Source organism: Coleofasciculus sp. B1-GNL1-01 (assembly GCF_040220235.1).
Lineage (GTDB): Bacteria > Cyanobacteriota > Cyanobacteriia > Cyanobacteriales > Coleofasciculaceae > Coleofasciculus.
In genome coordinates this window covers 12,632-39,518 of record NZ_JAVJTO010000082.1, presented here as the reverse complement: position 1 = coordinate 39,518, position 26,887 = coordinate 12,632, and the positions used below count along the sequence as shown (strand labels likewise).

19 protein-coding genes are annotated in these 26,887 nt (G+C 45.6%); 12 read left to right on the top strand and 7 right to left on the bottom strand.

The window, feature by feature from the left end:
• The first annotated feature begins 217 nt into the window (after positions 1–217).
• Together RID53_RS20035 and RID53_RS20030 are read left to right on the top strand one after the other, a co-directional pair.
• Positions 218–1,429, top strand: coding sequence for a PAS domain-containing protein (locus tag RID53_RS20035; RefSeq protein WP_446389764.1), 1,212 nt, complete (start codon positions 218–220; stop codon positions 1,427–1,429).
• A gap of 206 nt (positions 1,430–1,635) precedes the next feature.
• Positions 1,636–3,099 carry a sensor histidine kinase gene (locus tag RID53_RS20030; RefSeq protein WP_446389763.1) on the top strand — a complete coding sequence of 488 codons (1,464 nt, stop codon included), beginning with the start codon at positions 1,636–1,638 and terminating at the stop codon, positions 3,097–3,099.
• Here RID53_RS20030 and RID53_RS20025 read toward each other — a convergent pair whose 3' ends face one another.
• Together RID53_RS20025 and RID53_RS20020 are read right to left on the bottom strand one after the other, a co-directional pair.
• A complete protein-coding gene (locus tag RID53_RS20025; RefSeq protein WP_446389762.1) occupies positions 3,100–5,754 on the bottom strand; it encodes a CHAT domain-containing protein in 2,655 nt (884 codons plus the stop codon).
• A gap of 122 nt (positions 5,755–5,876) precedes the next feature.
• Positions 5,877–8,699, bottom strand: coding sequence for a two-partner secretion domain-containing protein (locus RID53_RS20020; protein WP_446389761.1), 2,823 nt, complete (start codon positions 8,697–8,699; stop codon positions 5,877–5,879).
• 273 nt (positions 8,700–8,972) lie between these two features.
• On the opposite strand from RID53_RS20020, the gene RID53_RS20015 reads away from it, so the two are divergent.
• Together RID53_RS20015 and RID53_RS20010 are read left to right on the top strand one after the other, a co-directional pair.
• Positions 8,973–9,575, top strand: a complete 603-nt coding sequence (locus tag RID53_RS20015; RefSeq protein WP_446389760.1) for a tail fiber domain-containing protein — start codon at positions 8,973–8,975, stop codon at positions 9,573–9,575.
• Between the two features lie 127 nt (positions 9,576–9,702).
• The gene (locus tag RID53_RS20010; protein WP_446389759.1) at positions 9,703–11,946 is read left to right on the top strand and encodes a TOMM precursor leader peptide-binding protein; all 2,244 of its coding nucleotides are present in this window, start codon (positions 9,703–9,705) and stop codon (positions 11,944–11,946) included.
• Between the two features lie 84 nt (positions 11,947–12,030).
• Here RID53_RS20010 and RID53_RS20005 read toward each other — a convergent pair whose 3' ends face one another.
• Complete coding sequence (locus tag RID53_RS20005) at positions 12,031–12,621, bottom strand: molybdenum cofactor guanylyltransferase (RefSeq protein WP_446389844.1); 591 nt, start codon at positions 12,619–12,621, stop codon at positions 12,031–12,033.
• Positions 12,622–12,988: 367 nt separating this feature from the next.
• Between RID53_RS20005 and RID53_RS20000 the strand changes: the two genes are divergently transcribed.
• Positions 12,989–13,144, top strand: a complete 156-nt coding sequence (locus tag RID53_RS20000; RefSeq protein WP_446389758.1) for a hypothetical protein — start codon at positions 12,989–12,991, stop codon at positions 13,142–13,144.
• A gap of 43 nt (positions 13,145–13,187) precedes the next feature.
• Here the strand turns inward: RID53_RS20000 and RID53_RS19995 are convergent, their stop codons facing one another.
• Positions 13,188–14,282: a RuBisCO accumulation factor 1 gene (locus RID53_RS19995; RefSeq protein ID WP_446389757.1), complete on the bottom strand. Its 1,095-nt coding sequence runs from the start codon at positions 14,280–14,282 to the stop codon at positions 13,188–13,190.
• A 218-nt stretch (positions 14,283–14,500) separates the two neighbouring features.
• Between RID53_RS19995 and RID53_RS19990 the strand changes: the two genes are divergently transcribed.
• From RID53_RS19990 to RID53_RS19970, 5 genes are all read left to right on the top strand, one after another.
• Positions 14,501–15,442: a response regulator gene (locus RID53_RS19990; RefSeq protein ID WP_446389756.1), complete on the top strand. Its 942-nt coding sequence runs from the start codon at positions 14,501–14,503 to the stop codon at positions 15,440–15,442.
• Positions 15,439–15,606, top strand: a complete 168-nt coding sequence (locus RID53_RS19985) for a hypothetical protein (RefSeq protein ID WP_446389755.1) — start codon at positions 15,439–15,441, stop codon at positions 15,604–15,606. Before RID53_RS19990 ends, RID53_RS19985 begins: the two co-directional genes overlap by 4 nt.
• Positions 15,603–16,310, top strand: a complete 708-nt coding sequence (gene ubiE, locus RID53_RS19980; RefSeq protein WP_446389754.1) for a bifunctional demethylmenaquinone methyltransferase/2-methoxy-6-polyprenyl-1,4-benzoquinol methylase UbiE — start codon at positions 15,603–15,605, stop codon at positions 16,308–16,310. The genes RID53_RS19985 and ubiE overlap by 4 nt, the downstream gene beginning before the upstream one ends.
• Before the next feature lie 201 nt (positions 16,311–16,511).
• The gene (locus RID53_RS19975; RefSeq protein ID WP_446389843.1) at positions 16,512–17,747 is read left to right on the top strand and encodes a DUF445 domain-containing protein; all 1,236 of its coding nucleotides are present in this window, start codon (positions 16,512–16,514) and stop codon (positions 17,745–17,747) included.
• Between the two features lie 121 nt (positions 17,748–17,868).
• Positions 17,869–19,332, top strand: coding sequence for a DUF2079 domain-containing protein (locus RID53_RS19970; protein ID WP_446389753.1), 1,464 nt, complete (start codon positions 17,869–17,871; stop codon positions 19,330–19,332).
• On the opposite strand, the gene RID53_RS19965 is transcribed toward RID53_RS19970, so the two are convergent.
• The 3 genes from RID53_RS19965 to RID53_RS19955 all read right to left on the bottom strand — a co-directional run bounded on the left by RID53_RS19965 (position 19,301) and on the right by RID53_RS19955 (position 21,777).
• Positions 19,301–20,083: a DUF4058 family protein gene (locus RID53_RS19965; RefSeq protein ID WP_446389752.1), complete on the bottom strand. Its 783-nt coding sequence runs from the start codon at positions 20,081–20,083 to the stop codon at positions 19,301–19,303. The genes RID53_RS19970 and RID53_RS19965 overlap by 32 nt on opposite strands.
• Positions 20,084–20,241: 158 nt before the next feature.
• A complete protein-coding gene (locus RID53_RS19960; protein ID WP_446389751.1) occupies positions 20,242–21,078 on the bottom strand; it encodes a retropepsin-like aspartic protease family protein in 837 nt (278 codons plus the stop codon).
• 165 nt (positions 21,079–21,243) lie between these two features.
• On the bottom strand, positions 21,244–21,777 hold the full coding sequence (locus tag RID53_RS19955; RefSeq protein WP_446389750.1) for a retropepsin-like aspartic protease family protein: 534 nt from the start codon (positions 21,775–21,777) through the stop codon (positions 21,244–21,246).
• A gap of 491 nt (positions 21,778–22,268) precedes the next feature.
• On the opposite strand from RID53_RS19955, the gene RID53_RS19950 reads away from it, so the two are divergent.
• Positions 22,269–25,508 (top strand): response regulator, encoded by a 3,240-nt coding sequence (locus RID53_RS19950; RefSeq protein ID WP_446389749.1) that lies wholly within the window; start codon positions 22,269–22,271, stop codon positions 25,506–25,508.
• Positions 25,474–26,886, top strand: coding sequence for an adenylate/guanylate cyclase domain-containing protein (locus RID53_RS19945; RefSeq protein WP_446389748.1), 1,413 nt, complete (start codon positions 25,474–25,476; stop codon positions 26,884–26,886). Before RID53_RS19950 ends, RID53_RS19945 begins: the two co-directional genes overlap by 35 nt.
• Position 26,887: the final 1 nt, after the last annotated feature.

Sequence of the window (26,887 nt, the reverse complement as noted above, 5' to 3'; positions counted from 1 at the left end):
GATCCCTATGCCTACATCTTGCTTGTCGGTCGGGATAATGCTGAACCTTTAACTTGACTGACATCTAGTAGCATATCAATTCCTGCTAGACTCTTACGTCTGTCTAAAGATGGGGACTTATATTAAGTTGCTTTGTTACTGTGAATACAGACGTATTTGCAGGGCAGAATCAATTAATCCTTCCCAAACACTGAATAAGACACCTGAAAATCTATCTATGGGGGAATATTTACACAGAAAAATGAGTGCTGGGAGATTTGACAGTGACTTGAAGCGGTTTATGCAGCAAGTTGAGGCATTACAAGGACGCTTAGATCAGCTTTACCACTGTGTCAATACTGCAAACGAAAAATCCCACCTACTACCCTCAGCCTTTAAAGAACTCGGTATGGCTTCAGAAGAACTGCAAGTGGCGATGGAGGAACTTCTAGCACAGGCGGAGGAATCGGCAGCGATGCGAGTAGAATTAGCAGCCGAACGCCAGCGTTATCAAAACCTACTCCAGTTCTTGCCCCATGCTTACCTAGAAACGGATACCAAAGGGAAAATTATAGACGCCAATCAAGCCGCTGCCAACCTACTGAATGTATCGCAGCAGTTTTTAGTCGGTAAACCCCTAGATATCTATTTGATTAAATCCGATCGCCGCAAGTTTCCAGCTAAACTCATCCAGATTCAGCAGCATAATATACCACAAAAATGGATCGCTCAGATTCAGCCGCGTCAACGTGAACCCTTGGAGGCGGTTTTGACGGTAAGTCCCCACTGTGATTTAGACAATCAGCCGATCCGTTTGTGCTGGATCGTACAGGATATTCGCGATCGCCAGCCAGGGCTGAGGGGAGACAATTATTGTAATAATACCAACCTTTACCATAATCACCCTCGGTATATCTATCATAAAGGCGAGACAATTTCTCTCAAACCCCATACTACTTGGATCGTCTGCCAAGGTGTGATCAAACTGAGTACAGTTAGCGAAAGTGGTGATGAAATAATCGTGGGATTACTTGGAGAATCCATGCCCTTCAGTTCTAGTATGACATCGCTACCGATGTACGAAGCCACTGTTGTCTCGGAAACAGCAGAATTAATTAGTATTTCTTGCACTGAAATTGCCGCCTCTTCTCAACTATCTCAGACGCTGTTACCTCTGCTTAATCAGCGGTTACAACAGACAGAATTTTTATTAGCCATGGCGGGCAAGCGGCAAATAACAGACCGTTTGCACTGTTTCCTAGACTGGTTAAAAGCGAAATTTGGTCAACCAACATCAGAGGGGACTCGTTTAACCATTCGCCTGACGCATCAGGATTTTGCTAACGCCTGTTGCACCACTAGAGTCACGATTACTCGACTGTTCAATCAGTTACAGCAGCAAGGGACGATTGCCTTTGACGCGCAGCGGCATTTGGTATTAAGAGATTGAGAGATTAAATTGTCCATCTAGCTGACTTAAGCCCTCAACTAAAGTTGGGGCTAAAAGCTAAAACCCGTTGAAACGGGTTCAAAGAGTTAAGCTAAAATTGTGGAAGAGATTTTACCATTGAATCGGGCGCAAGTCTTTGCGCCCCTACGGTTTCCGGGCGTAATTCTAATTCATCAAATTGGGTGTGCCACGCCACTACTTATACAATGTTTCAAGCTACTCGTCGCCGTCTGGCACTTTGGTATACAACAGTTACTGCTGTCTTATTATTACTATTTGCGACAGGGGTTTATTTGTACGTTCGCAGCACCTTAATTGAACGGGTGGACGATACCTTAAAGCATGTGGTGGAAGTTGTCGATCGCTCTCTAGTGATTCAGCCCAGTGAGGGAACGGTTACTCCTTATCAGATTAACGTAGAAGCCAGTTTTCGCGATAATACCCAAGCGGTGGAAGATGACCACATTGACTTAGAATGGTTTAGTCCCACGGGTGAGTTGCTGTGGTCAACCCTCTCAGACCCCCTGGATATTCCCCTGCATCCCCGACAAACAGCGGAAACTGTCCATCTATCCCCGGATCACCTGCTGCGTCAGTTCACCAAGCGAGTAGAACTGGGACGGTATGTTTTAGGCTATTTACGGGTGAGTCATCCCTGGTTTGAAGTCACTAAACCCATCCGCCAGTTAATCGTCGATTTAACGGTGGGAACCACGCTAATGATTCTCTCCACCGCTGCAATTGGTTGGTTACTCTCCGAACTTGCTATGAAACCCGTGCGCGACTCCTACCAACGGTTAAAACAGTTTACTGCTGATGCGTCCCACGAGTTAAGAAATCCCATCGCCACGATTCAAACTAATGTGCAAGTAGCACTAGCTGATCCCGATATGGAACCGCAATGGCAACGTCACCAACTTAAGGTAGTGGAACGATTAACTCAGCGCTTGGGACGATTGGTGAATGATTTGCTCTTTTTGGCGCGGGTTGATAGTGGTATGGTACAACCCGAATGGCAACCTGTCCCCCTAGATGCGTTGCTGATGGAAGTGATTGAAGAACAACAGTTAATTGCCGATCAAAAAGGTATTTTTCTGTCGCTGCATTTGCCAGAAATTCCGGATTTCGATTTAAAATCTAACGATACGAGTGCTGAATTATCCGTTGATTCTACCTCGGAATCAGACGCACGCGATCGCACCGTTAGTAGTAAGCGCTTTAGCGCTTCCCAGCCCCCCCTACAACCCTTAGATGACGAAGCATTTACCCTTCTCGGCGACTGGAATCAATTAGCACGTTTATTCACCAATCTTGTCAGTAATGCGGTGCAATATACTCCCCCGAAAACAGAGAACGATGAAGAAGGGTGGGTGCAGGTGAAACTCGAATTGGTCAAGCATCCTAGTAAAGGTGGACGACAAGGTTCCTCCTGGATTCAAGTTCAAGTCCGCGACAATGGTATTGGGATTCCCGAAACCGCATTACCGCTGATATTTGATCGCTTCTATCGCATCGATCCCGCTAGAACCAAGGATGCGGCGGCGGGTACGGGATTAGGGTTAGCGATCGCTAAAGCGATTGTAGACAATCATCATGGTCAGATTCAGATTAACAGTACACTGAATCAAGGGACTACAGTCACTGTTACTTTACCCTTCAATGACCAATAATCAAAGCCAATTCCCCACTAAGACAAAAGGTGCCCAATAATAAGGATTTCGATACCGAGGCTTTTGTAGAAGTGCTAACTGAGTTCGATGCAGCGCCTCTGCTTTATTGGCGGGATTGTTGGTTAATTCCTGATAAAATAAACTCATAAATTCTGCCGTTGCCGCATCATCCACACGCCATAGGGTGGCTAGGGTACTGCGGGCACCCGCTCGCACCGCCACACCAGCTAAACCCAAAGCCGCTCGCTTGTCCCCCTGTGCGGTTTCGCAAGCGCTGAGAACCAACAACTCAATCGCCTGATTCCGACTTGAGTGAGCAGATTGGAGGAGGTTATCGAACTGTTTGACCTGAATTGGTTCATCCCAAGCCAATACAAATGTTTCTTCTGCCGTGGAACTAAACTGACCGTGGGTAGCGATGTGAACAATCGGGAAATAGGATGACTCAATTTTTTGGCGCAAGGCTTCCTTGGTAAAGGCTTGATCCAGTAGCACGACGCTGGGTAACTCCTGCTGAATTTGAACAACTTCTTGGGCGACGTTGGGGAGAGGACTAAAACCGTGGCGGGCTTTGGTGATACCAGCAGTCAGTAAGGTTAAGGCTTGCTGTGACAGGGGTTTGGGTTCTAATAGTTGTAAACTGGGTGTCAGGGCAATGTTGTAGGTTTCGACCAGATATTGATTCCCATCATAGAGGACTGCCATGGGAATATTGCGTAAACTGCCATCAAGGACAAAGACTAAGGTTTTAACCCCACTGGTGGTTAACTGAGTCTCAATGGGTCGAATCAGCCAGTCGTAGACTTGTTGAGATAAACGCAAACGCTCTTTGTCAGACAAGACTGGGCTGAAGTGTTGACGCAACTGATCTAAAGTAGTTTCTACCTCCTCTTGGGAAAGCTGAGTGTCGTAGTAGCTTAGGGGTTGTTCTGGTAGAGAAACAATGACGGCTAAATGGTTGGGTAATATAATCGGATAAATAACCGCAGCAGTGGGATCGATTTGATCAATCAGTTGGGGTTGGGGATTTAAACAGGCTTCTCGGAAGAAATTTTCCAGTTCGATTAATTTTAAGGATTCAATCACCTGACGGGCTTGAACCAAATTTTGCTGACTCGGTTTTTGCTGACCTGCGGGTAAGAGAAGATTGACAAGTTGCCGATAGACGGGTTCTACTGTCTCTGTGAACGCAAATTGCACCTCTGGACTAATAGAAACTAAGTCTTGGCGTAACCCTTGTAGAATATTAACCGCTTCAGTATAAGCCGCGATCGCACCTTGAGTATCCCCTTGGGCATTGAGCAGACGACCCAATTGCCAGGAAAAGCGGTAGGCAATATCGGGTGCTTTAATGGCTTGAGCAAGGCGTAGGGCTTGTTCGGTGAGCGTTTGAGCATGACGCCATTGCTGGGTTTGCTCGTATAATCTGCCTAGATTTCCCAAGGCGTAGGCTGTAGCGGGTTGGTCTGCTAAACGTTGAGCCTGTTGCAGGGCGTTGGCGAGTAGGCGTCCTGAATTGGTGTAAAGTTCCCAAGCATGGGGACGGTTTTGTGATAAGGTAATCAGATTCTTGACCAAATCAATCTGGGCATAGACTGTACCGCGACTCTCTGGCAAGTTGTCCAATTGGGACTGAATTTGAGCCACCAGTCCTGCGGCGGGTTGCCACTGCTGTTGTTGAATCTGTAGACTTAATTGGTTGAGTTGAGCTTGAACTTGGATCAGGGGTGACGGTGCGATCGCGGCTGCCTGTTGATAGAATTCTATAGCAGCGGCTTCATCTTTCCTCGCTCTGGCGGTATTACCTAAGTCCAATAATGTGGCACTCATTTCCTGGGTAGATTCTAGGTTTTGAGCCACTTGTAAACTCTGCTGCAAGACGGTTTGAGATTGCTCTAAGTTGCCAACCAGAAGAAAAGCGCTCCCTAGACTTCTCAAGCCAGCCGCTTTAATTGGGGAGTCAGGCTGGTTTTCTAGGCTTTGATGCACCTGGGTTAAAGTGTTCACCGCCCGACGGTAAAGTCCTAAGCGTTTTTGAGCTTGAGCTTGATTAATTTGGCTACGCAGGATTCCGGCTTGATCATTTGCCTGCTGATAAATCTCACTCGCCTGTTGCCAGGTCGCCAGAGCTTGCTCTGTTTGACCCAGGGTAAACTGTAACTGAGCTTGGGTGTTTAGGGCTTGGGCGAAAACACGAGTTTGCGCCATTTTATCACCCATTCCTTGTCCGTTGGTCAACAGTTCCAGACTTTTGGCGATCGCACTTTTTGCCTGACTCCATTGTCCCAGATGTTGATATGCCAGGGAGAGATTACTCAGTACCATTGCCTGATTGAGTTGATCTCCCTCGGTTGCTAAAGACGCAGCCACTTGTTCCCAGATTTGAGCGGCTTGGGCAAACTGACCCGCTTCATAGTGATTTCGACCTTGTTGAGTTTGCTGGGATAAAAAGGCAGAGGTTCCAGGACAGAGGCTAGAAGGTAAGGAGCAACCTGGCAAGGTAGAGGACTCTGATACAACCTGTGCTGGTTGGGCTGGGATATTGAGCAAACAAACCGTCAAAAGTGAACAGGTGAAAAGAAGCACCTTCCATAACCAATGAGCAGAGTTACTTATTGCCTTATTTCGGGAAAATGCCGACTGTTTTCGCGCCATATTCTTGCTTCCAATTCCCAATTACTGTAAATAACGGTTTCCCATTCTTGTAGTGCGAGCATCTTGCTCGCTACTACAGGGGTTAAGATTTAAATGCCGAACACCCAGTTTAAATGCAGATATCACCGTACCTGGCAAGTCACTGCCGGATGCCAGGAATCATCAGGAGTGACATTCCCGGCTTGGGCAGTAAGAATAATCTGACCATCAGGCATTTTAATCCATCCTTGGGCTTCTACTATGGGTGCTGGAGACGAAGGCGTCGAATTGGGAAAAATCCCTCCACTAGTATCATTTCTCCTCGTTGGCATTAGCTCAGTTCCTAAATCTTCAAGCACCACTTCACTCGGAATTATGTCACCTGGAGAGGGGGGTAAACCTCCGCGCCCGGTAACAATAAACTCACCCAAGTTTCCCCCTTGACCTGCGCCACAACCTTGAGCGACTAAATTACTCACATCCAGAACATCCTCTGACAACGTAACCAGTTCTTTACTCGGGTCAACATCTGGCGTGTTAATCACCACCACACCATCTTCACCAAACTCAGAGCTGACCGTGATACAACTTTCTGGGGTATTCTGAAGGCAAAACTCAATTCCCACAATTCCTTGGGCTGTAATTTGCACATTCCCTCCCCTGCCCTCGAAGGCGTTGGCAATGATATCGCTATTTTCAAACGCCACTAGGAATGTCGTATCCATGTCTATATTTCCACCATTGCCCGTCCCCCCCGCTTCTGCAGAAATCAGACTGTTGCGGCGCATGAGTAGTAAGTTCTGTAACTCTAGTTTGATATTTCCCCCTTCACCGGATGCCGTTTCAGCAGTCAGGGTTCCTTGGTTATCCAGAAAGATAGAACCGGCTTTTACCTCCAGGTTTCCAGCATTACCAGTCCCCTGATTACTCACCGCCACCCTGGCGTCATCCTCAACCCGCAACTGTTCGGTGTTTACAGTTACCGTCCCAGAATCATTAAACCCGTCAGTGGCGTCAGCCAGTAAGCCACTACTACCACCAATCGCCCCCTCCGGACCTGTACCCCTGACGTCCACAGACTCAACCGCGTTCACCAGCAAATTCCCGCCTTCTCCAGTATTGCCGAACGTTGAAGCAGCTATCTGTCCCCCATCCTGGACAATCAATTGCCTGGTATTAACCGTTAAGTCTCCAGCATTGCCTACAGTTAATCCTGTTTCAATCAAAGGGAAATCATCAGCTGTACTAAACAAACCGCTGGGAAATAGATCAGGTGATACTCCGGTTACTTCGACAGAATCAGCAGCATTCACCGTCAAATTTCCCCCATTACCCACCCCAAAAGTGCTAGCCGAGATTTGTCCCCCATCTTGAACAGTTAACCGCCCCGTGTTCACCTCTAAGTCTCCAGCATTGCCTGTACCTGTTGCCTCTACGACAGTAAACAAACCACTGGGAAATAGAACAATTGGTGATACTCCGCTTACTTCTATAAAATCAGCAGCATTCACCGTCAAATTTCCCCCATCACCCGCCCCACCCGTACCCGCGAAAATTTGTGCCCCATCTTGAACAATTAACTTTCTGGTATTTACCTCTAAGTTTCCAGCATTTCCTGTTGCTTCGGGTTGGGTCGCCGTAAACAAACCACTGGAAAGCAAATCAGAAGCCGAAACACCAATAAGTTCCACCGACTCAGTAGCATTCACTGTTAAATTTCCCCCTACACCCTCACCAAAAGTTGCCGCCGATACCTGGGCTCCCTCTCGGACAATTAGGCGTCTTGTGTTAATCATCAAGTCTCCAGCAGCTCCAGTCCTTTCAGTATCAGTTAATATGCCTGTAAATAGCTGAAAGTCATTGGAATCAACACCAATAAGTTCCACCGAATCAGCCGCATTCACCGTTAAATTTCCGCCTTGACCTGCACCAAACGTTGCCGCCGATATCCTGGCTTCACCTTGAACCGTTAACTCTCCTGTCGTAATGCTTAAGTTACCACCCGTTCCCGCACCTCTGGTCTCTGCAAACAAACCCTGAGTAAACATTCCCCCAGCATCATCATTACCCACGATTTTTACCGCATCCGTGGCATTCACCGTTAAATTTCCCCCTGGTTGTGAACCCAAGGTCGTAGACTCCACCCGTGCATCTTGAAGCGTAATTTGTTTACCTGTAAGCTGGATATCACCGCCCCCTATACCACTGGTATTGATAACAGCGTCATCGGTAAGAGATATATCAGCTCGTGCCATGGCATCTGGAACAGTGAACTGAATTTGGTTATTGGCAAATGTTATTTCCACAGTACCTGCACCCCTCACAGCACCTAACTCAATCCGACCCCTTGCGGCGGTCAGATTTCCTCCAACTACGGCGATATCACCACCGACTAATGCCAAGCTGCGACCTGAAGATATCTCTAGAGTTGACCCTTGGACTTGAATTCCTGCTGCTGTGGAACCATATTGCAAACCAATGGGCACACTCAGGGTGAGCAGGGGTGGGGAAGCAGTTGTGGCGGTAAATTCTGTCCCATCGGCAAATCTCATCCCATTAGCGGTACTAGCAATAAAAGAGCCGCCTATATTTAACTGAGCATTGGCACCAAAAATAATCCCACTCGGATTAAGTAAAAACAGGTTGGCTGTACCATTGGTACGAATTAATCCATCGATATTTGAGAGTGACCCGCCTGTGACTCGACCAATAATGTTCTCAACCTCTAAGGCATTGTCGAAGAATGCTGAACCACCAGTGGGTACTGAAAATTGGCTAAAACTGTGAAACAGGTTGGTGTCAACGGGGGTTCCATTTAAGATGGTGTAATTAAGACCATCTGGAGATGTGACAGCAGTTGATAGAGTTGTATCCCCAGCGATTTGCGCCCCAACTGGGCTGATGTTTACTAAATAGCAGCAGACTAGTCCAACTGCATTTTGCCAAAAACCATAATATCGTTTCATGGGTCTGTAAAAATTAGACTTTTTCGGACATTGACTTCCACTCAAACCCAAGATTTTAATGAGTATATGTACTTAAATTGCCACCGTCTAAAACATCAAACAACCGATGCATCAACGCAGCAACGCTTCTGGATTGGGTCGGTTTACACAATTATTACAAGAAGCTGTGCTTACTTACAAGAACTTACCAAAATTAATATAATTTGCTTATTGAATTAATTGCAATTTTCAGTTATTCTTGTACATGAACTGGCATTTAGAAAGGAAGAACCAATGAACCCCCAAGAAGTAGACTGGAACAACGAAACAGACTTAATCAAAGAATTGTCGGTAATCAAAGAATTGTCGGATGAGGAAGCAGGCGCTTGTGTTGGTGGCTTATATCTAGATGTGGAGTTGGTAGATCAGGTTGTTAACTCTGTGGCACCAACGACGGCTAAAGCAGAAGTTGGTGAAATAGAAACTGGATATGACTCCAACGACTCATTCCGAGTGCGTCATAAATCAAGGAGCGATCGCAACCAAAAAGCAAACTTCGCTAAAGCAGATGTGCAGGAGATTCTAGGGAAAGTGGCAGCACTGCCGATTACAACCTGGAACTATAAAAATGAGAATGCCAACATCCGCCATATTGGACCGATGGCACAGGACTTTGCCACTGCTTTTAATGTGGGAGAAGATAATCGCTTCATCAATACTGTGGATGCTAATGGAGTCGCCTTAGCTGCTATCCAAGCACTTTCCCAAAAACTTCAACAAAAAGATGCTGAAATTAGAACCATGAGTACCCAACTCGACGCCTTGAGGCAAGAGATGCTAGAAATTAAACAACAAACCTTGAGTGCCACACCTGTTACACCATTAAACTGTAATTAGTTGTTATTGGTCATTGGTCATTGGTCAAGGTTTGAGGACTATTCACAAAACTGGCTCCGGAGCGTGCTGGCACCAATCAGGGTGCATTTTTCATCTTGACAACTATTGTCTGCAAGCCGAAAAAATAATGCTGCACAAGCCAAAATTCAAGGAGCATTTCCATGTGGAAATTGCGCCACCTAAGCATCTGTTCCTGCTGAGTGAAAACAAACATTTTACGTTGAGCGGACGCCTTTATGTGCTACTGGCACCTCTTCTTAATGGTAATCATCCTATCGAGTCAATCATTGAGCAACTCAAAGGACAAGCCTCGGCAACTGAAATTACCTACGCCCTAACCCTTTTAGAGAACAAAGGCTATATTACCGAAGCCGACGACACCTTACCCCCTGAAGCAGCAGCATTTTGGCATTTAATCAACACAGATACCCAAGTCGCTGTACGCCGATTGCAAAACACTCAGGTTACCGTTACCGCCTTGGGTAATGTCCCCACTGAACCCTTAATCTGGTCACTCAAATCCCTGAATATCCAGGTTGGGGACAAAGGAGATTTGTCAATCGTTCTCACAGATGATTATCTGCAAATTGGGTTAGATTCGTTTAATCAAAACGCCCTACAAACGCAAAAACCTTGGTTATTAATCAAACCCGTAGGCGCTAGCCTTTGGATTGGTCCAATTTTTCATCCCGGCAAAACAGGGTGTTGGCAATGTCTGGCACAGCGTCTTAGAATTAACCGGGAACTCGAGTCATTCCTGCAAGACAAGAAAGGAATTACCACACCATTTCCCATTTCCCGTTCTATCCTCCCCTCTACCTTGCAGACAGGGTTGAATATTGCCGCCACAGAAATCGCCAAATGGATAACCGGGAACAACCGCCAACTTTTAAGCAAAATCATCACCTTCGACTTGGTAAATTTAAACCTGCAACATCATGCCTTCGTGCAACGCCCCCAATGTCCTAGTTGTGGTGAACCCAAACTGATCACCCAGCAACAACTGCAACCCCTAGTCCTCACCAGCCAAAAGAAACAATTCACCGTCGATGGCGGACATCGGACTTGTTCCCCTGAGCAAACATTAAAACGATACGAACATAACATTAGTCCCATTACTGGGGTAATTAAACGGCTATTTAATCCACTTCCGGGTGAAAATGGCTTGATTCACCTTTATCTAGCCGAACACGGCTGGCCCAGAGAAGACGGCGACTGGCAAGATTGGCGTCAGGTGGTACGCCGTAACAGTATCGGAAAAGGGAAAACCAACCTGCAAGCCAAAGCCAGTTGCTTAGGAGAAGCCATTGAACGGTATTCTGGCACCTACAGTGGGGATGAAATGCGAGTCAGGGGAACCTATTTCCAAATGAGAGAGTCCACCATCCATCCCTCTGCTTATCTCCATTACAGTCAACTCCAATACAGCATCCGACAGGAGTGGAACCCACAGCACCAACTAATTCAATGGATTCCCGAACCTTTCGATGAAACCCGTGAAATCGACTGGACTCCGGTTTGGTCTTTGACTCATCAGAGATTCAAATATCTACCCACCGCTTACTGTTACTTTAGTTATCCTCTCCCCGACAATTATTGTTTTTGCTGGTCCGATACCAACGGCAATGCTTCTGGCAATACCCTAGAAGAAGCCATTCTCCAGGGATTCATGGAACTCGTAGAGCGTGATGCGGTGGCGTTGTGGTGGTACAATCGCCTCTCAAGACCTGGGGTACAGCTAGAGAGTTTTGACCAACCCTATTTGCCACAGTTGCAAGCCTATTACCACAAGTTACACCGGGATTTCTGGGTATTGGACATTACCAGTGACCTAGGTATTCCCACCTTTGCCGCCATTTCTAGGCGTACCAATCAACAACCAGAAGACATCCGCTTCGGTTTTGGCTGCCATTTTGACGTCAAAATTGCCCTCCTCCGGGCGGTAACAGAAATGAACCAGATGGTGTTTCTGGCAAGCGCCCCTAATCGGGAGGGCAAAGCGACGTTTTCTCGGCCAGATATGCAAACGTGGTGTGAAACCGCAACCTTAGAGAACCAGCCTTACCTAGTACCAGACGCCAATGTTACACCCAAAGTGTATCGCGATTACACTCAGCACTGGAGCGATGACTGTCTTGAGGATGTAAAACGCTGTGTAGACCTTGTTGCCAAACAGGGTTTAGAAACCCTGGTTCTCAACCAAACCCGTCCCGATATAGGCATGAGTGTGGTTAAAGTCATCGTTCCCGGTTTGCGTCACTTTTGGGCACAGTTTGCGCCCGGAAGACTTTATGATGTTCCTGTCAAGTTGGGATGGTTAAAAGCCCCCCTAACCGAGGAACAGCTTAATCCTATCCCCATGTTTGTTTAACCTGTCTTTAGTGCAGCGGACATGGAAATACTTGATCATACCTAATGCCTAATGGAAACAATACCTAAGATCCTAAGTAGCTTGTCAACTCTTGATAACTTTTAAATCTTCTGGGGTATTACAGTTAAATAAAATCTGGCGATCGCGAACTGGAAGTTCCTGGACAGGATGCTGTGCCAGCCATTTTTGAAAGGATCGCCCTCCCTGATTAATATAATCGATTAATTGGGGTAAGCATTGGCGTCGGTAAAAACCACACAGGGGTTCCCATCCTTTGGGACTTCGGGGGAGTACAGCCATTACCTCTTTGGGAGTATTTGTCAACTGACTCCCCCAATTTTGCAAAACCTCACCTTGAAGTTGGGGTAAGTCACAGGCAAGTAAAAGCACCCAATCCCGTTTCACTTGAGTTAATCCTTGGGCAAAAGCGACCAAAGGACCGTGAGATTGAGCCTCTCCCAAAAGGAGCATTTCTTGGATGAGATGGCAATGTTTCGGTAGAATTTCTCGATATCGTTCGGGCCAAGGCGTGACTACAAAAACTTCACGAGTACATTTAAGGGCAATGGTACAAACCTGTCTCAGTAACGGCATACCTTGAATAGGAATCAAGGCTTTGTCCTGACCCATGCGAGAACTTTGTCCGCCCGCTAAAACCATCGCCGAGAAAGACAGATGGGAATCCGTCAGCACAGCAGACAGTTCATCAGCTAAATGCAGCCGTCCTCGCCGTACCGCCCGCAGTAGGCGATCGATAACGCATTTCTCGTCTGTACTGAGATCTTCGCCTAAAATTGCTGCCATCAGTCCATAGCGGTCAGCTTTCGTCATGTAACCAGAACTGGTGGCTTGGGCAAAGAGTTCCGAGAGAGCGCCCGGGAGAAGAATAGGAGATTGCATAGACAGCTACCGCATAACATCACTCAAGTCAAGTTATGTTAATTTTCCTCAAATTTTACAAACAGAAAGTGATAACCCTCCGACGGCTTAGTGATACCGATCACTTTTAGGGGAAGATGGGGGAGCAATGTAGAGACGTGCCATGGCACGTCTGGGAGCTGGGGAAGCAGAGGGAGCGGGGGAAGCGGGGGAAGTAGAGGAAGCTGGGGGAGATGGGGGAGATGAGGAAGTTAACTCAAAACTCTACCTTACCTGTTCCCTGTTCCCTGTTCCCTGTTCCCTGACAAATGACCAATGACAAATGACCAATGACAAATGACCAATGACGAATGACAAATGACTTATTCGTCAATTTGCCATAGATCCCGACTCAATGGTTCATCGAGAATTTTCTTCGGACGCAACACCAGAATTAGCTGTCCCAGTAACGGTATATCCGGCTGTTCCGAAAACCACTGGATCGCTAACGTCCCCGATTGATCAACCATATAATAATTATCAGCATCCCACTTTGGTGTTTTGCGCTCAATAATTAGCAACACGGCTTCTGAATTTTGATTCTCTTGCTTAGGAAGCTGAGTGATATTACCCAAAATTGCCACAGGCTCTTGTGCCTTGGCGACGATTTGCCAACCGGGGATGGCGACAATCTGTTGCTGATGGGCAGAATCCACAATCTGAAACGCCCCCTTTGTCTTCACCGCCCCGACTTGCTGGAACTCGGCGGTGGTTACTGGAAATTGACCCACCACTGGGATCAGTCGCGGTAATTGTTCACTCGCTTCCACGCGATAGAGAGGCAAACGGGGTGCCCGACGGCGGTTCCCTCCAAAAGGTTCTGTGAGTAACTGCTCAATTTCTTCTCGCGACGATTGGCTATGAGCAAACATTAACCCTCGTGCGACTAAGCGCGATCGCTCTTGTAAATTCTGCTGTTGTTGGGCAAGTTTCCAGTATTGGTAAGCTACGGCATCACCTGGGTGATCCGAAAATCCTTCCGGTAGGCTACGGCGACGCGACAACTCTTTCATCGCTTTTGCCACCTCACGGGCACCATCTGCATCCAGATTTCTGGCAACAATAAACTCAGCGGCGGCGGCTCGTTCCGGTTGGGTGAGAATCCGCAACTCATAGAGGATATCACTCCCCGTCCGATCAAAGCGCGATCGCACCGCCTCTGATACTCCCGCTTTAACTAACGTTTCATAGACCTGAGATGCTACAATGACTTGATTCTGTTGAATTGGCTCAAACCCTGTTTGTTCAAAAACGGCTTGGGAACTATAGCCAGCACTTTGGAGTTGTTGACAGGCTTGTCCCCACTCCACCCAGTTACTTTCTTTGCGCCTGAGCAACTGAATTAGTGCATCAGCATCTACTGTCTCTGAGTTAGCTTGAAGATTATGGTGAGGATTTCCAGATGATATTTCAGTCATAATGGGAAGAAAAGCTTGCCGTATTTTTTTGAGTTATCAGATGTCTCAAATTTCTCGTGATTAAATAGTAATTGATTTAAGCAAAAGCTCGCTAGGGTTAGATAAAAAGCTTAAGGTTAAGACAGTTGACATCTATTGGGCAACAGGAAAGACCAGAATAGCCTTCCCCTTGTGGCTCGCCGGTTCAAACTGACTCGCTGGGAGTTTGTTGTAGTGTTATGGACAAGGTGAACCCTAATTTTGATAATATCACTCGTCAGTTCATGAGTTTGGAGCGATCGCAAAAACCGAAAATGCTTGTGGTAGATGATGAACCCGATAACTTGGATCTCCTCTACCGCACCTTCCGGCGTCACTTTAACGTATTCAGGGCTGAAAGTGGCGCTCAAGCCCTCTCTGTTCTTGCTAATGAGGGAGAAGTCGCCGTAATTATTTCTGATCAGCGGATGCCAGAAATGAAGGGAACGGAGTTTTTGAGCAAAACTGTCCCCCAGTTTCCGGATACCATGCGGATTATCTTAACCGGGTTTACGGATGTGGAAGACTTAGTAGAAGCCATTAATGCCGGACAAGTCTATCGCTACATAACCAAGCCCTGGGACCCGAATGAACTCAAAACCGTTGTAGAACGGGCAGTTCAAACCTACGAACTCCTGAAGCAACGCACCGAGGAATTGCAGCGAGCCCATGCTCAAATGGCACTCATGGAAACCCTGGTGCAAGTGGCGCAAGATTCAGACAGCCTAGAAACTAGCTTGCCTAAAATTGCCCAAGTATTTAGCGACAGCTTTGGCACAGATACCTGTATCCTGCAACTCGTAGAAGAGGATCATTTGATAGATGTAAAAGGTACACACAGCCAAGATGAATCCCTTGTCAACCCCCTAGAATCCGATCCCCTCTTGCCAGAGGCGATCGCTAATCGCCAATTACAAGTTTGGATTAATGCCCCGGGTGCAACTCCCAAAGAAGCCACAGAGTATTACCAGAAAATTGGCATTAAAGCCCACCTGCTGATTCCAATTGTCCACCGCAGCGAACTCCTCGCTCTACTCTCCCTCCAATGGCAACAACAGGCGCGTAAACTGAGTGAAGATGAGCTAAAACTGATTCACCTATCCGCCCAGCAGGTTGGTTTAGCGATCGCAACCAGTCGTTGAGTGTTAAATCTGTAGGGGCGGGTTTAGGGATTTCTGTGAGTGTTAAATCTGTAGGGGCGGGTTTAGGGATTTCTGTGGCGCGGTTGATGATAAAGTTTATTCAAAACCCGCCCTCATCTCCCCCAGCTTCCCCCATTCCCTATTCCCGAACCAATGACAAATGACAAATGACCATTCCCCATCAGAAATCCGCCATTTATTCGATCGCATCGCCCCAGTTTACGACCAACTCAACCAGTGGTTAAGTTTAGGTCAACACCGGATCTGGAAAAAGATGGCGGTGAAGTGGTGCGATCTAGAGCCAGGTGAGGTTGGTTTAGATGTATGCTGTGGGAGTGGTGATTTAGCCGAACTGCTAGCACGAGAAGTGGGCGCAACGGGTCAGGTGTATGGGGTTGATTTTTCGCCTCGGCTACTCGCGATCGCGAAAGCCAGGGCAACTTATCATTATCCCCCCTTAACCCTTCACTGGATTGAAGCCGATGCTCTCGATTTACCCTTCCAGGATAATTTTTTCCACGGTGCCACCATGGGGTATGGTTTGCGGAATGTTACCGATATTCCCGGTTGTTTGCGAGAACTGTACCGAGTCCTCAAACCGGGAGCAAAGGCGGCTATCCTAGACTTTCATCGTCCTCAACACCCAGCCCTACGTCAGTTTCAGCAATGGTATCTCGACACAATTGTCGTACCCCGTGCCAAATCCTTGGGCTTAGAACAAGAATATGCCTACATCACTCCCAGCTTAGAGCGATTCCCCAACGGAAAACAGCAGGTTGAACTTGCCCACCATGCGGGATTTAGCCAAGCCACTCACTATCCCATCGCTGGGGGAATGATGGGCGTTTTGGTCATCAGGAAACCATAGCATCTTGATGGGATGGGTAAACAACTTGAGGAATTGGCAGGGTGTGGGGTGTCGGGTGTGGGGGTGTCGTTTAGCTTTTTTACCCGCCCCTTGAACCGTAGAGCCTAAAATGGGGATCAGGGATTGGAGATGATAAAACGCCAAAGTCAACCCTTTCCACCAATCCTTGCTTGTCCATTCTGTATTACGCCGATTGCTGTTTTGAATTTATCGAACCTGTGGCTGCTATTTTTGCCTCCAATCGCGGGGGGAATTATTGGCTATTTCACTAATGATTTAGCCATTAAAATGCTATTCCGTCCCTACCGCCCCATCTACATTGGCAAGCGGCGGTTACCGTTTACACCCGGTTTGATTCCCGATAATCAGGAACGCTTAGCCAAACGGGTATCCGATACCATCATGGGTTCTTTGTTAACCCCGTCGGAGATGCAACGACTAGCACGGCGTCTACTGCATCGGGAACGGGTGCGTGGGGCAATTCTGTGGATGCTCAATCTGGCGTTGGAACAAGTCCAGTTGGATAAGGAACAGAAAACAGCTAAGATTCTTGCGGCTATCCTCCACGACTTATTAGGCGAATCATTGCCCCGTTTACTCAAAGTTTTAGCCCGTCGCGAGAATTTTTTAGAAGCCCAGCTTAACCAAATTTTCGACCAGATTTTGCTGGAGTTTCAACTGAATGATCAACAAGCGCAACAGCTTTCCCAGTGGATTTTGCAAGTGGCATTACCGCCTGATGTGCTGCGTCAAGGGATTATTGATTTTTTAACCGATCGCAATATCCAAATCATTGATGAAGGGTTTCGCGAGAAGACAAGCGGCACCTATTGGATTGTTGCCAATTTATTTGGACTACGCAATACTCTTACCCGTTTGCGAACTTATTGCTTAGATGAGAAAGAGGAAACTAATGCGCGTCTAAAAGAATTACTGACCGCTTTGGGTGCCCGTGAGCGGCTACAGATATGGCTGCAAACTCTATCCCTACAAAATTTGCCTGTGTCTACGGTGCGACAGTTACGCAAAACCATGCGGGATGCAGTACGTACTTATATCCGAGAGCAGGGCGGTGAATTTTTGCAGGGTTTCAGTCAATCCATTGATTGGGAAAAGGTCGCGGTATTAATCTTAAACCGATTGCGAGAGTCGGCGATTATGACTAGCTCAATGGAATTAATTAGTCAAGAACTAGCATTAATTTTGGAGCGTTATCTGGAAGAAGATTTAGAAAAATTGGTGACGCAGGTTATTCCCATTTTATCCATTGATCAGCTCATTGTAGAACGGGTCAGAGGCACATCACCAGAATCCTTAGAAGTTGCCGTTAAAGTGATTGTCAAAAATGAATTGCAAGCGATTGTTAATTTAGGCGGGATTTTGGGTGTAGTGATCGGTTTATTTCAGACTGGGTTAATCCTATTTCGGGGATTTTGAGTTGGGGAAAGCGGGAAGTAGAGATATCGGGGCGGGTTTTACCGCTAAGTCCGATAACTTGACGAAACCTGCCCTTCTAGGGGAATAGTGGTGAGGTAAATCTTAACTCCCTGCAAGTAGTATGGCAACAAGTCGGTCTCTTAATACGGTTAGGTCTGCGATCGCGGTAAGTGCTTTAATCTTATTGATATGTAGCAGCTTACGACACGCCCTATTTCAATCCACTGCTTTTGATTTGGGCTATTTTGACCAAGCGACTTACCTGATTAGCCAGGGACAAACCCCGATTGTTTCCTTCTGGGGTTATCATTTTATGGGCGGTCATGCGGATTGGATTCTCTATGGACTCGCTTTACTGTACAAAATCCATCCCGATGTCCATTGGCTGTTTGCGGTGCAAGCCATTGCTTTAGCTGTCGGTGCTTTACCCACCTTTTATCTCGCCTGTCAAGCGGGGTTAAAGGAGTCCCAAGCAACAGCAATGGCAATTGTCTATCTGCTGTATCCATTAGTTTTTAATCTCAATCTATTTGATTTCCATGCCGAAGTTATCGCTTTACCCGCTTTTTTAGGCGCAGTTTTGGCGGCGCGGCTGAATCGTAAGATTTGGTTTTGTGGGGCAATTGTTTTGATTTTGGCGTGTCGGGATGCTTTATCTCTGACGGTAGCCGCCATGGGGTTTTGGTTGTTAGTTTTTGAGAAAAAGCGGTGGTGTGGTGGGATTGCTTTAGCGGCAGGAATTGCCTGGTTTTTAATTGCCACTCAAGTGATTATTCCCTCCTTTAGACCCAATGGTGTTGAAGCAGTCGGGCGCTATGCTTTCTTAGGAGACTCGGTTCTAGAAATCGCAAAAAATCTGCTTCTTAAACCGGGGTTAGTATTGGGAAGAATTTTTACCTTGCCTAACCTAGAATATTTGGCTTTGCTGTTCTCACCTCTGATTTGGGGACTTTCACCCCAGCATCTAATTCCTTTAGTTGGTGCAGTTCCTACTTTGATAATAAACTTAATCACTGACTACCAACCCCAAAAAGATTTAATTCATCAGTACTCTTTACCAGCACTGCCTTTTCTCTTATTAGCCGTCATTTCTACATTAGCCGCCGGAAAGGGATGGTTACGCCACCCGCGAAGCATGATTATCTGGTCATTGGTTGCATTTTTAGCGTTAGCCAAATTTGGTTATTTTTGGTCGAGATATTTGGAATCCATCGATACTTGGCAAGCGACAAGGGAAGCCATTGCTCAAATTCAAACTAAAGGTTCTGTTTTAGTTCCTGCCCAAGTTGCTCCCCACTTAACCCACCGCCCTGTGGTTAAGTTGGTAACAGTCGGTGCGGAAACAACTGAGTTAAGGGAATTTGATTATGTACTATTGAATCGGCGTCATCCGGGTTGGGGAAGTAGTCCAGAGGTGGTTAATCAATTGTTAGAACGGTTACAAAATACACCTAAGTTTCAATTAAGTTATCAGCAGGATGAAGTTTATTTGTTCACCCAGAAAGGAATTAGCTACTCTGGAAATGAATCGATTTTGGGCAACAGTCCTAAGGTTAATCGTCACCAAAGTTGGATGGTAAATTAAGCCAAAATTCTACATCAGACAGAGACCAAGGTGACGGGGGACTGTTACTATAATCGATAAAATAGTCATATCCTAACTGTTCGTAGAGTTCATTAATCAACGTTTGTATATCAACCACGGGTTCACTGTCCTCAGGGCGTAAAGGAAGTGAGAAAGGGGGAATGCGATCGCGGAGATTGAACGGGTATAAATCTGCCCAAGGACGAGTATTGGCGCGGCTGATTAAAATACAATAATGGCTGTGAATGCTATCGTTTTCTAGAGGTAAAGCTTGCCCTTGTCGCAATAAGTCAATTTCGACTAGATGCGTTAGACTTTCAAGCACCCGTTGCCGTTTGGCTATGTATTTTTGGCGACCGTCTCCGACTTTGTTAGCGGGAGATAGCACTTCAATTGCCGTGACAACCTCTTTTGTGGCGGCATCTTTCACTTGAATATAAGATTGCCGTACTTCTTGGCGGAGGGGAACAGCCACCTGAATCGGTTGAACAGTGGATTGCGATCGCGTGGTAATTGTCGAGATGGGTGATGTCTGGGTGCGGCGCTGCTGCACGGTAAGATCAGGTCTACCAATGGCGATCGCACTCGATCCAGCAATTTTATACACCCACTTGTCTGTGACTACCCGATATTTGGGCAATAGCTTGGGAATCAGTGTTCTCGCTAATGCCGCAATCAATTGGTTGTGAAAATCTGACCAATAGTCGGCTTGTTCGAGGTAGGGGTTCATCCCCGGAAATGGATTTGGCATTGGTCATTGGTCATTGGTCATTGGTCATTGGTCATTGGTCATTGGTCATTGGTCATTGGTCATTGGTCATTGGTCATTGGTCATTCGTCTTATGTAGAATACTTCTTTAATTTAAACCCTTACAAAGGACAAAGGACGAAGGACAAAGGACAACCCACTTATGAACGTTTGCGAAATTCAATCACAGTATCTTTGATGGTGATGTCATAGCCGTCAAAAAAGTCATGTCCCAACAGTCCAACAGGCATAGCTGGCGGTGCGATCGCGACTTCAAGATCTCGTTTCAGACGACCATCAACTTCTATGGACTCCAGAATCGCCACTGGCATTTGTACAACCGCGCCATCGGCTACACTCATTTGGCTGAACCCAACCGGTTTTAAATTCAACGACGACGCGATCGTCTGGGTGATTAGCGTATTCGTCGCCCCGGTATCAAACAGCATTTCAAATTCCCGTTGACCATTAAAGGTGACTTCGATAATGGGAATACCCCGAACTTTTCCTTTAATCGGTATTGAGAAAAACTGGGGACTACTATCTCCTTGTTTCGGTTTCGGTGGTGGCGGTGTGGATCGCTGTTTGGCATCCGCCAGCAGGTTTTGGTATTGAGATAGCTTTTGTTGGGCGGTTGAGTGGTGCTGACTGGAAGCGGGTACAGCTTTTAGTAACTCAATGGCTTCTTGCCAACGATTCGCCACTAATTTCCAATCCTCTCGACTCACCGCTGATTGACTAATCGTAACTGCACTTGTCGCCACATCAATGGCGTCTTCGTAGGTATCTGATTGAGGGGGTGACGGCGGCTGGGGTTTTGAGGCTTGCGGTTTGGGCGAGGGAGAAGCGGAAGGGGTGGAAACCGGACTGGCGGCTTGCGTCGGAGTCGGACTTGAAACCGTATCCGCCTCACCATTACTACATGCACTGTTGAGTAGGGTTAATGTGCTGAATAAAGCGATCCAGACACGACGACTCCAGAAAGATTGCCACATCATTGGTAATTTGTCCTTTGTCATTAATCATTGGGTATTGGTTATTGGTCATTGGTCATTTAATAAATAATTATCGCACTTGATGGGGGTAGGTTTTGAATCAACGTTACCATCAACAGCTAAACCCAATTCCCTCGCATCCGCCCCTACTTGCCTCAACATTCCTCCCTACCGATATCTAAGTTCGATCACATTTTCCTTAATCGTCACATCATAGACACCAAAAAATCCTTGTCCTAATAGTCCGATATCGAGGTATTGATTAATCGTCACCTCCGGATTCGTGACTTCAATACCGCCGACGGCGACAGAATTAACGCGACCTCGCGGAACTTCGACTTTGCCACCCGCCGTGGAGGTGATAACGATGCCTTCTGGCGCAACGTTTAAGACTTGTGCCATTTGGGGGGTAATGGCAATCCCAGACGCTCCTGTATCGAAGAGCATTTCAAAACGGCTGTTGCCATTAAATTGGACATCAACGACCGGAATTCCTGAAACTCGGCGTTTGATCGGAACTCGAATCACCGAGGGTGTACTGCTACCACTACCACAAAGGTGACCCAGATCAATGACATTGCCGTTGCTGTCTTCTAGGTAGCAGGGCAGATCACTCTGGGAATGGGAGATACTGGTAGATGAGATAATTCCTGCGATCGCGAGGAATACAGGTAAGACTTGGCGGGATAAATTGCGTTTCATGGTAATACTGCGCCCAGTTCGGCAGCAATCGTTGTCAGTCGTCCAATTTTCTATTTCTTAATTTAACCCACAACAGGGGGGCGCGTCCTCTGTGCAGCGCATCTTAGGGGTTGTCAGGGAACAGAGAATAGGGAACAGGGAACGGGCAATACGTAATTGATTCGTCTTAGCTGACCCATATTTTAGCGATGATGAGAGTGAAATAAATTGAACAGGTTACTCATCCGGATATCTGATCAAGATGATGTAGATATTAATAAAATTTCATCAGCCTTCGTGGTTACAAAATTGTTGTTAAAGAAACATCATAATCTTATTCAGTCGATTAAAAAATTGGGTGGTCGTGCAAAATCCAAAAGACAATTTATCTAAATCAATGTAAATAATTAGGTTAAATCTCCCCTGCGCCCCTCCACCCCTGCTCCTTTGCTTCCCGCACCCCCTCTCATCAACGTTAGAACTGTCTGTCTTAAACCTTCACCCACTCTAAAATGGCTTTTCCTATTTTTTCCGGGCAACAATCTATCACACGGCGAACGCTGGTTAATGTAGCCTTAAGGATTGCTGGAGTTATTGTTGTATTAACGACGTGGAGTTATTTTCACACCTTGTCGTTTTTTGAAGCTGAGGCATTAGAACGGGTCAAAAAGTATGTGTACGAACGGGGTGAACGGGAACGTATTCTCTTCTCTATCGCTGTAGATAATCATACGCTTCTCAAACAAGAATTACTCAAGCAGCTAAAAGACCCTGATTATAATTCCTACACTAAGTTCAATCAACTCTTTGTCGAGTGGTCTGATGGTGTAATTCGCAATCGACCAAAAGATCAGCCTCCGGAAAAGTTCGACACCCTTGAGCAAGCGGGGGTTTATATCGATGAAAACTTAGTCATTGATGCAGAGGTTCGACAGCGAGTTCTTACCTTTTACAACCTAACCACAACCTATGGCTCAATTTGGCATCATCGTTTTATCAATACCTACATTACTAGCCCCGACAATATTATCGCTATCTATTGGCCCAGAACGCCCTGGGTGCAACGAGCTTCGACTGAACTTAATCTACAAAACGAGAAAAAAGCCTATGGTGCCAAAACCCAAACCAATCCAGAGTCAAAGACGGTATGGACAGGACTTTACTACGATCCGCAGGCTCAAGATTGGATTGTCTCTGTGAAAACACCTGTTAATTTAGATGGGGAACATATTGCCACAATTGGACATGATTTGACTCTGAATCAACTAATGAATCGTCTGATTCAGGATCAGACTGAGGGCGGTTATAATATTCTTTTTAGCGGGGATGGTCATCTCATTGTTCATCCTGATAAAATCGAGGAAATCAAACAAAAAAAAGGGAAATTCAATATTCTTGAATCCGATGATCCCCACCTTCAGCGTATCTTTCAATTGGTCAAAGACATAACCCCCAATCAAGTCATCATTGAAAATACTAAAGATAATGAATACTTAGCGGTCGCCAGAATTGATGAACCGGATTGGTATTTAGTTACCGTTTTTCCCCAGTCAATTTTAGCCAAACCCGCCCGGGACACAGCCGGATTTATTCTGGGGTTAGGGATTGTCGCACTTGTGCTTGAACTGTTAGTCCTCTATTTTGTCCTGCGTCGCCAAGTTACGAATCCCTTAATTGAGTTGATGGGAGCAACGGAACGAATTGCGGCTGGAGATTTGAATATTCAACTGGATGATACTCGCAAAGATGAGTTAGGACGTTTGGCAAATCTGTTCAATTCAATGGCGGTTAAAGTCTATGTCCGTGAACAATTCTTAAAACAAGCTGAATCAGAAGCCAAGCGCTTACAGAAAACTGAAGCAGATACTCGTCAGCATGTTGAAAGTATTAATCAAATTCTCGAAGGTCGCGTTGAAGAAAGAACCGCTCATTTAACAGCTATTATTAATAATTTAGTCGATGGCTTACTGGTTACCGACACTCAAGGAAAAATATCTCAGTTCAATCCCGCTTTCCTCAGGATGTTAGGGTTAGGAGAACTGGATATTACGGATAAAAAAGGTCAAGATATATTAAGCAGCGAGTTAGTGGAATTAGTCGCCCAAACCCAAAACCATCACCGGGAAGTCTTTACCGCAGAAATTGATCTAGCGGGGGGACGGATTGGGAAAGCTGTAGCTACCGCCATTGATAAAGTGGCTTTGGCTGATGGTGCAGTCGAGGAGTTTCTTGGTTCAGTTATCCTGATTCGAGATATTACTGTTGAAAAAGAAGTGGATCAGATGAAAACGGATTTTATCTCTACCGTTTCCCACGAATTAAGAACCCCGCTGACTTCTGTCTTGGGATTTACCAAGATTATCAAGAAAAAACTCGAAGATGTTATTTTTCCCCAAATCCAAACCGACAACAAGAAAATTAATCGAACTGTTCGCCAAGTTCAAGATAATGTCACTATTATTGTCTCGGAAGGAGAACGGTTAACGGCTTTAATTAATGATGTTCTCGATATTGCCAAAATGGAAGCCGGAAAAGTTGACTGGAATATGCAACCGTTGTTGGTTCACGAGATTATTGAACGGGCAATTGCTGCGACATCCTCGTTATTTGAGACTAAACACATTCAATTTATTAAAAAAGTGGAAACTGAGCTTCCAGAAATCTCTGGAGATAAAGATAGACTGATTCAAGTTCTGATTAATTTAATTTCTAATGCTGTTAAGTTTACTCAAAAAGGATCAATAACCTGCCGAGCAAGGCAAAGGCATAGTGAAATCATTATTAGTGTTATTGATACAGGTATGGGTATTGCTCCTGCTGATCAGCCTCAAGTCTTTGAAAAATTTAAGCAAGTCGGGGATACGTTAACCGATAAACCGAAAGGGACGGGTCTAGGATTACCGATATGTAAGCAAATTGTTGAACATCATGGTGGCAGAATTTGGGTCGAAAGTGAGTTGAAAAAAGGAAGCACATTTTCGTTTACTCTTCCCATTGATACTAATCTACCTGTCCAAGTGAATATGATGGATATGGACACATTGGTTAAGCAGCTTCAAGTAACGGTCACTCCTGACAACTCATCTACGAATAAGACTCCCAATAAAACAGTACTGGTTGTCGATAATGAAGCCTTAATTCGTCAACTGTTGCGACAAGAACTTGAGTCACGGGGATATAAAGTCCGGGAAGCCAAAGATGGTCTAGAAGCGATCGCACTCGTTAAGCAAGAACGACCCGATCTAATTACTCTGGATGTGATGATGCCGGAAATGAATGGCTTTGATGTTGCTGCTGTATTAAAAAATGACCCATCAACCATGGACATTCCAATTATTATTTTGTCCATTATTGAAGACCACGAACGAGGATATCGATTAGGAATTGACAAGTATATCACTAAACCTTTTGAATCGGAACAATTGCTCCAGGAAATTGATTCCTTAATTGCTCAAGGAAGTTCTAAAAAGAAAATATTAGTCGTTGATGAAAATATATCCACCGTTAAAACCCTGGCTGATGTCCTAACCACCAGAGGATATAATGTAATTGAGGTCTTTGATGGGGAGGATTTTAAAGAAAAAGCTATTTCCGTTAAGCCGGATATGATTATCGTCAATTCTGAGTTGTCGGAACGATATAATATTGTCAAAACCCTACGCTTTGAAAAGGGACTGGAAAATGTATTTTTTCTCTTATTAGCGAATGAAAAAGCAGATGGTAACCATCAGTCTAAAGAAGTTGCTGAATAAAAAGGATGTTTTATCTCTGATCAAGGAAATGAGTGCGGTCATGGAGACACCGATCCTGATTCAGGATACCCAGGGTCGTCTCCTTTTTGGTGAAGAAAGTCAAAAGGAACTGGGGAATTATCCGGTAAAGCTGGCTGATGATATTATTGGTTGGATCACAGGGGGTGAAAAAGCCGCATCGTTAGCGTCCCTCCTGAGTTATATTGCCAATAAAGAAATTCAGGAAAAAATGTTGGCGCGGGAAACCTTGGATAAATATAAAGAGATTAACATGCTTTATAATATATCAGGACGGTTAACCGCTTGCCTTGATCTTAAACAAGTCGCCAACTTAATCATTGATGAAGCCACCCGCTTAATTAAAGCCACCAGTGGTTCACTCATGTTATTAAATCCCAACACGAGTGAGTTTGAATTAGTCGCTGCTATTGGTCAAGAATATGACCCAAAAGCGCCCTTGGCATTGGGGAAAGGAATCGCTGGTAATTTAATTTTGACGGGGAAAGCCGAAATTATTAATAATGTGCAGGCAGATATTCGATTTGTCGAAGGTCGGAATCAAATTTATTCTCTGATTTGCGCTCCTCTGCAAACCAAAGATGGTATTATTGGGGTGATTAATATTAGTCATCAAGAGCCAATTAATTATACGGCGGCTGATTTAAAGTTATTGACGGCTTTAGCCTCGCAAGCAGCATCTGCCATTGAAAATGCGATGTTGCATGAACAAAAACTAAAAGAAGAGCGGATTAAAAGTAATCTCGAACGTTATGTCTCGGCTAAAGTCGTTGAAGCCATCCTTGAAGAAAAAGATGATTTTTCCTTCGAGCCAGCTAAACGGGATATTGCCATTTTATTTTCAGATATTAGAAATTTTACGACGAAATGTGAGGAATTACCTCCGGAACTAATCGTCGAATACTTGAATGAATATTTTACCCACATGGTTGATGTAATTTTCAGCTATGGCGGAACGGTCAATAAGTTTGTGGGTGATATGATTGTGGCAATGTTTGGCGCTCCCTCTCGCTTAGTTTACAGTGAGAAAGGTGCGATTAAAACAGCAATTGAAATGCAAAAGCGGATCAAAGCCATTCCGGTTCCTTGGATTCGTCAAAATTTTATTACCGGAATTGGTATCAGTTCAGGGGAAGTGATTGTGGGAAATGTTGGCTCTCCTCAGCACATGGATTATACTGCTATTGGGGATAAGGTCAATATTGCCTCTCGTCTACAATCCATTGCCAAAGGGGAACAAATTTTGGTGTGTCGCAGTGTCTATGATGTCACCTATAATCTGTTTGATTTTAAAGAAGTTGGCACTGTGCAAGTTAAGGGGAAGAAAAAGCCTGTCGATGTATTTGAAGTGATCTATTAAG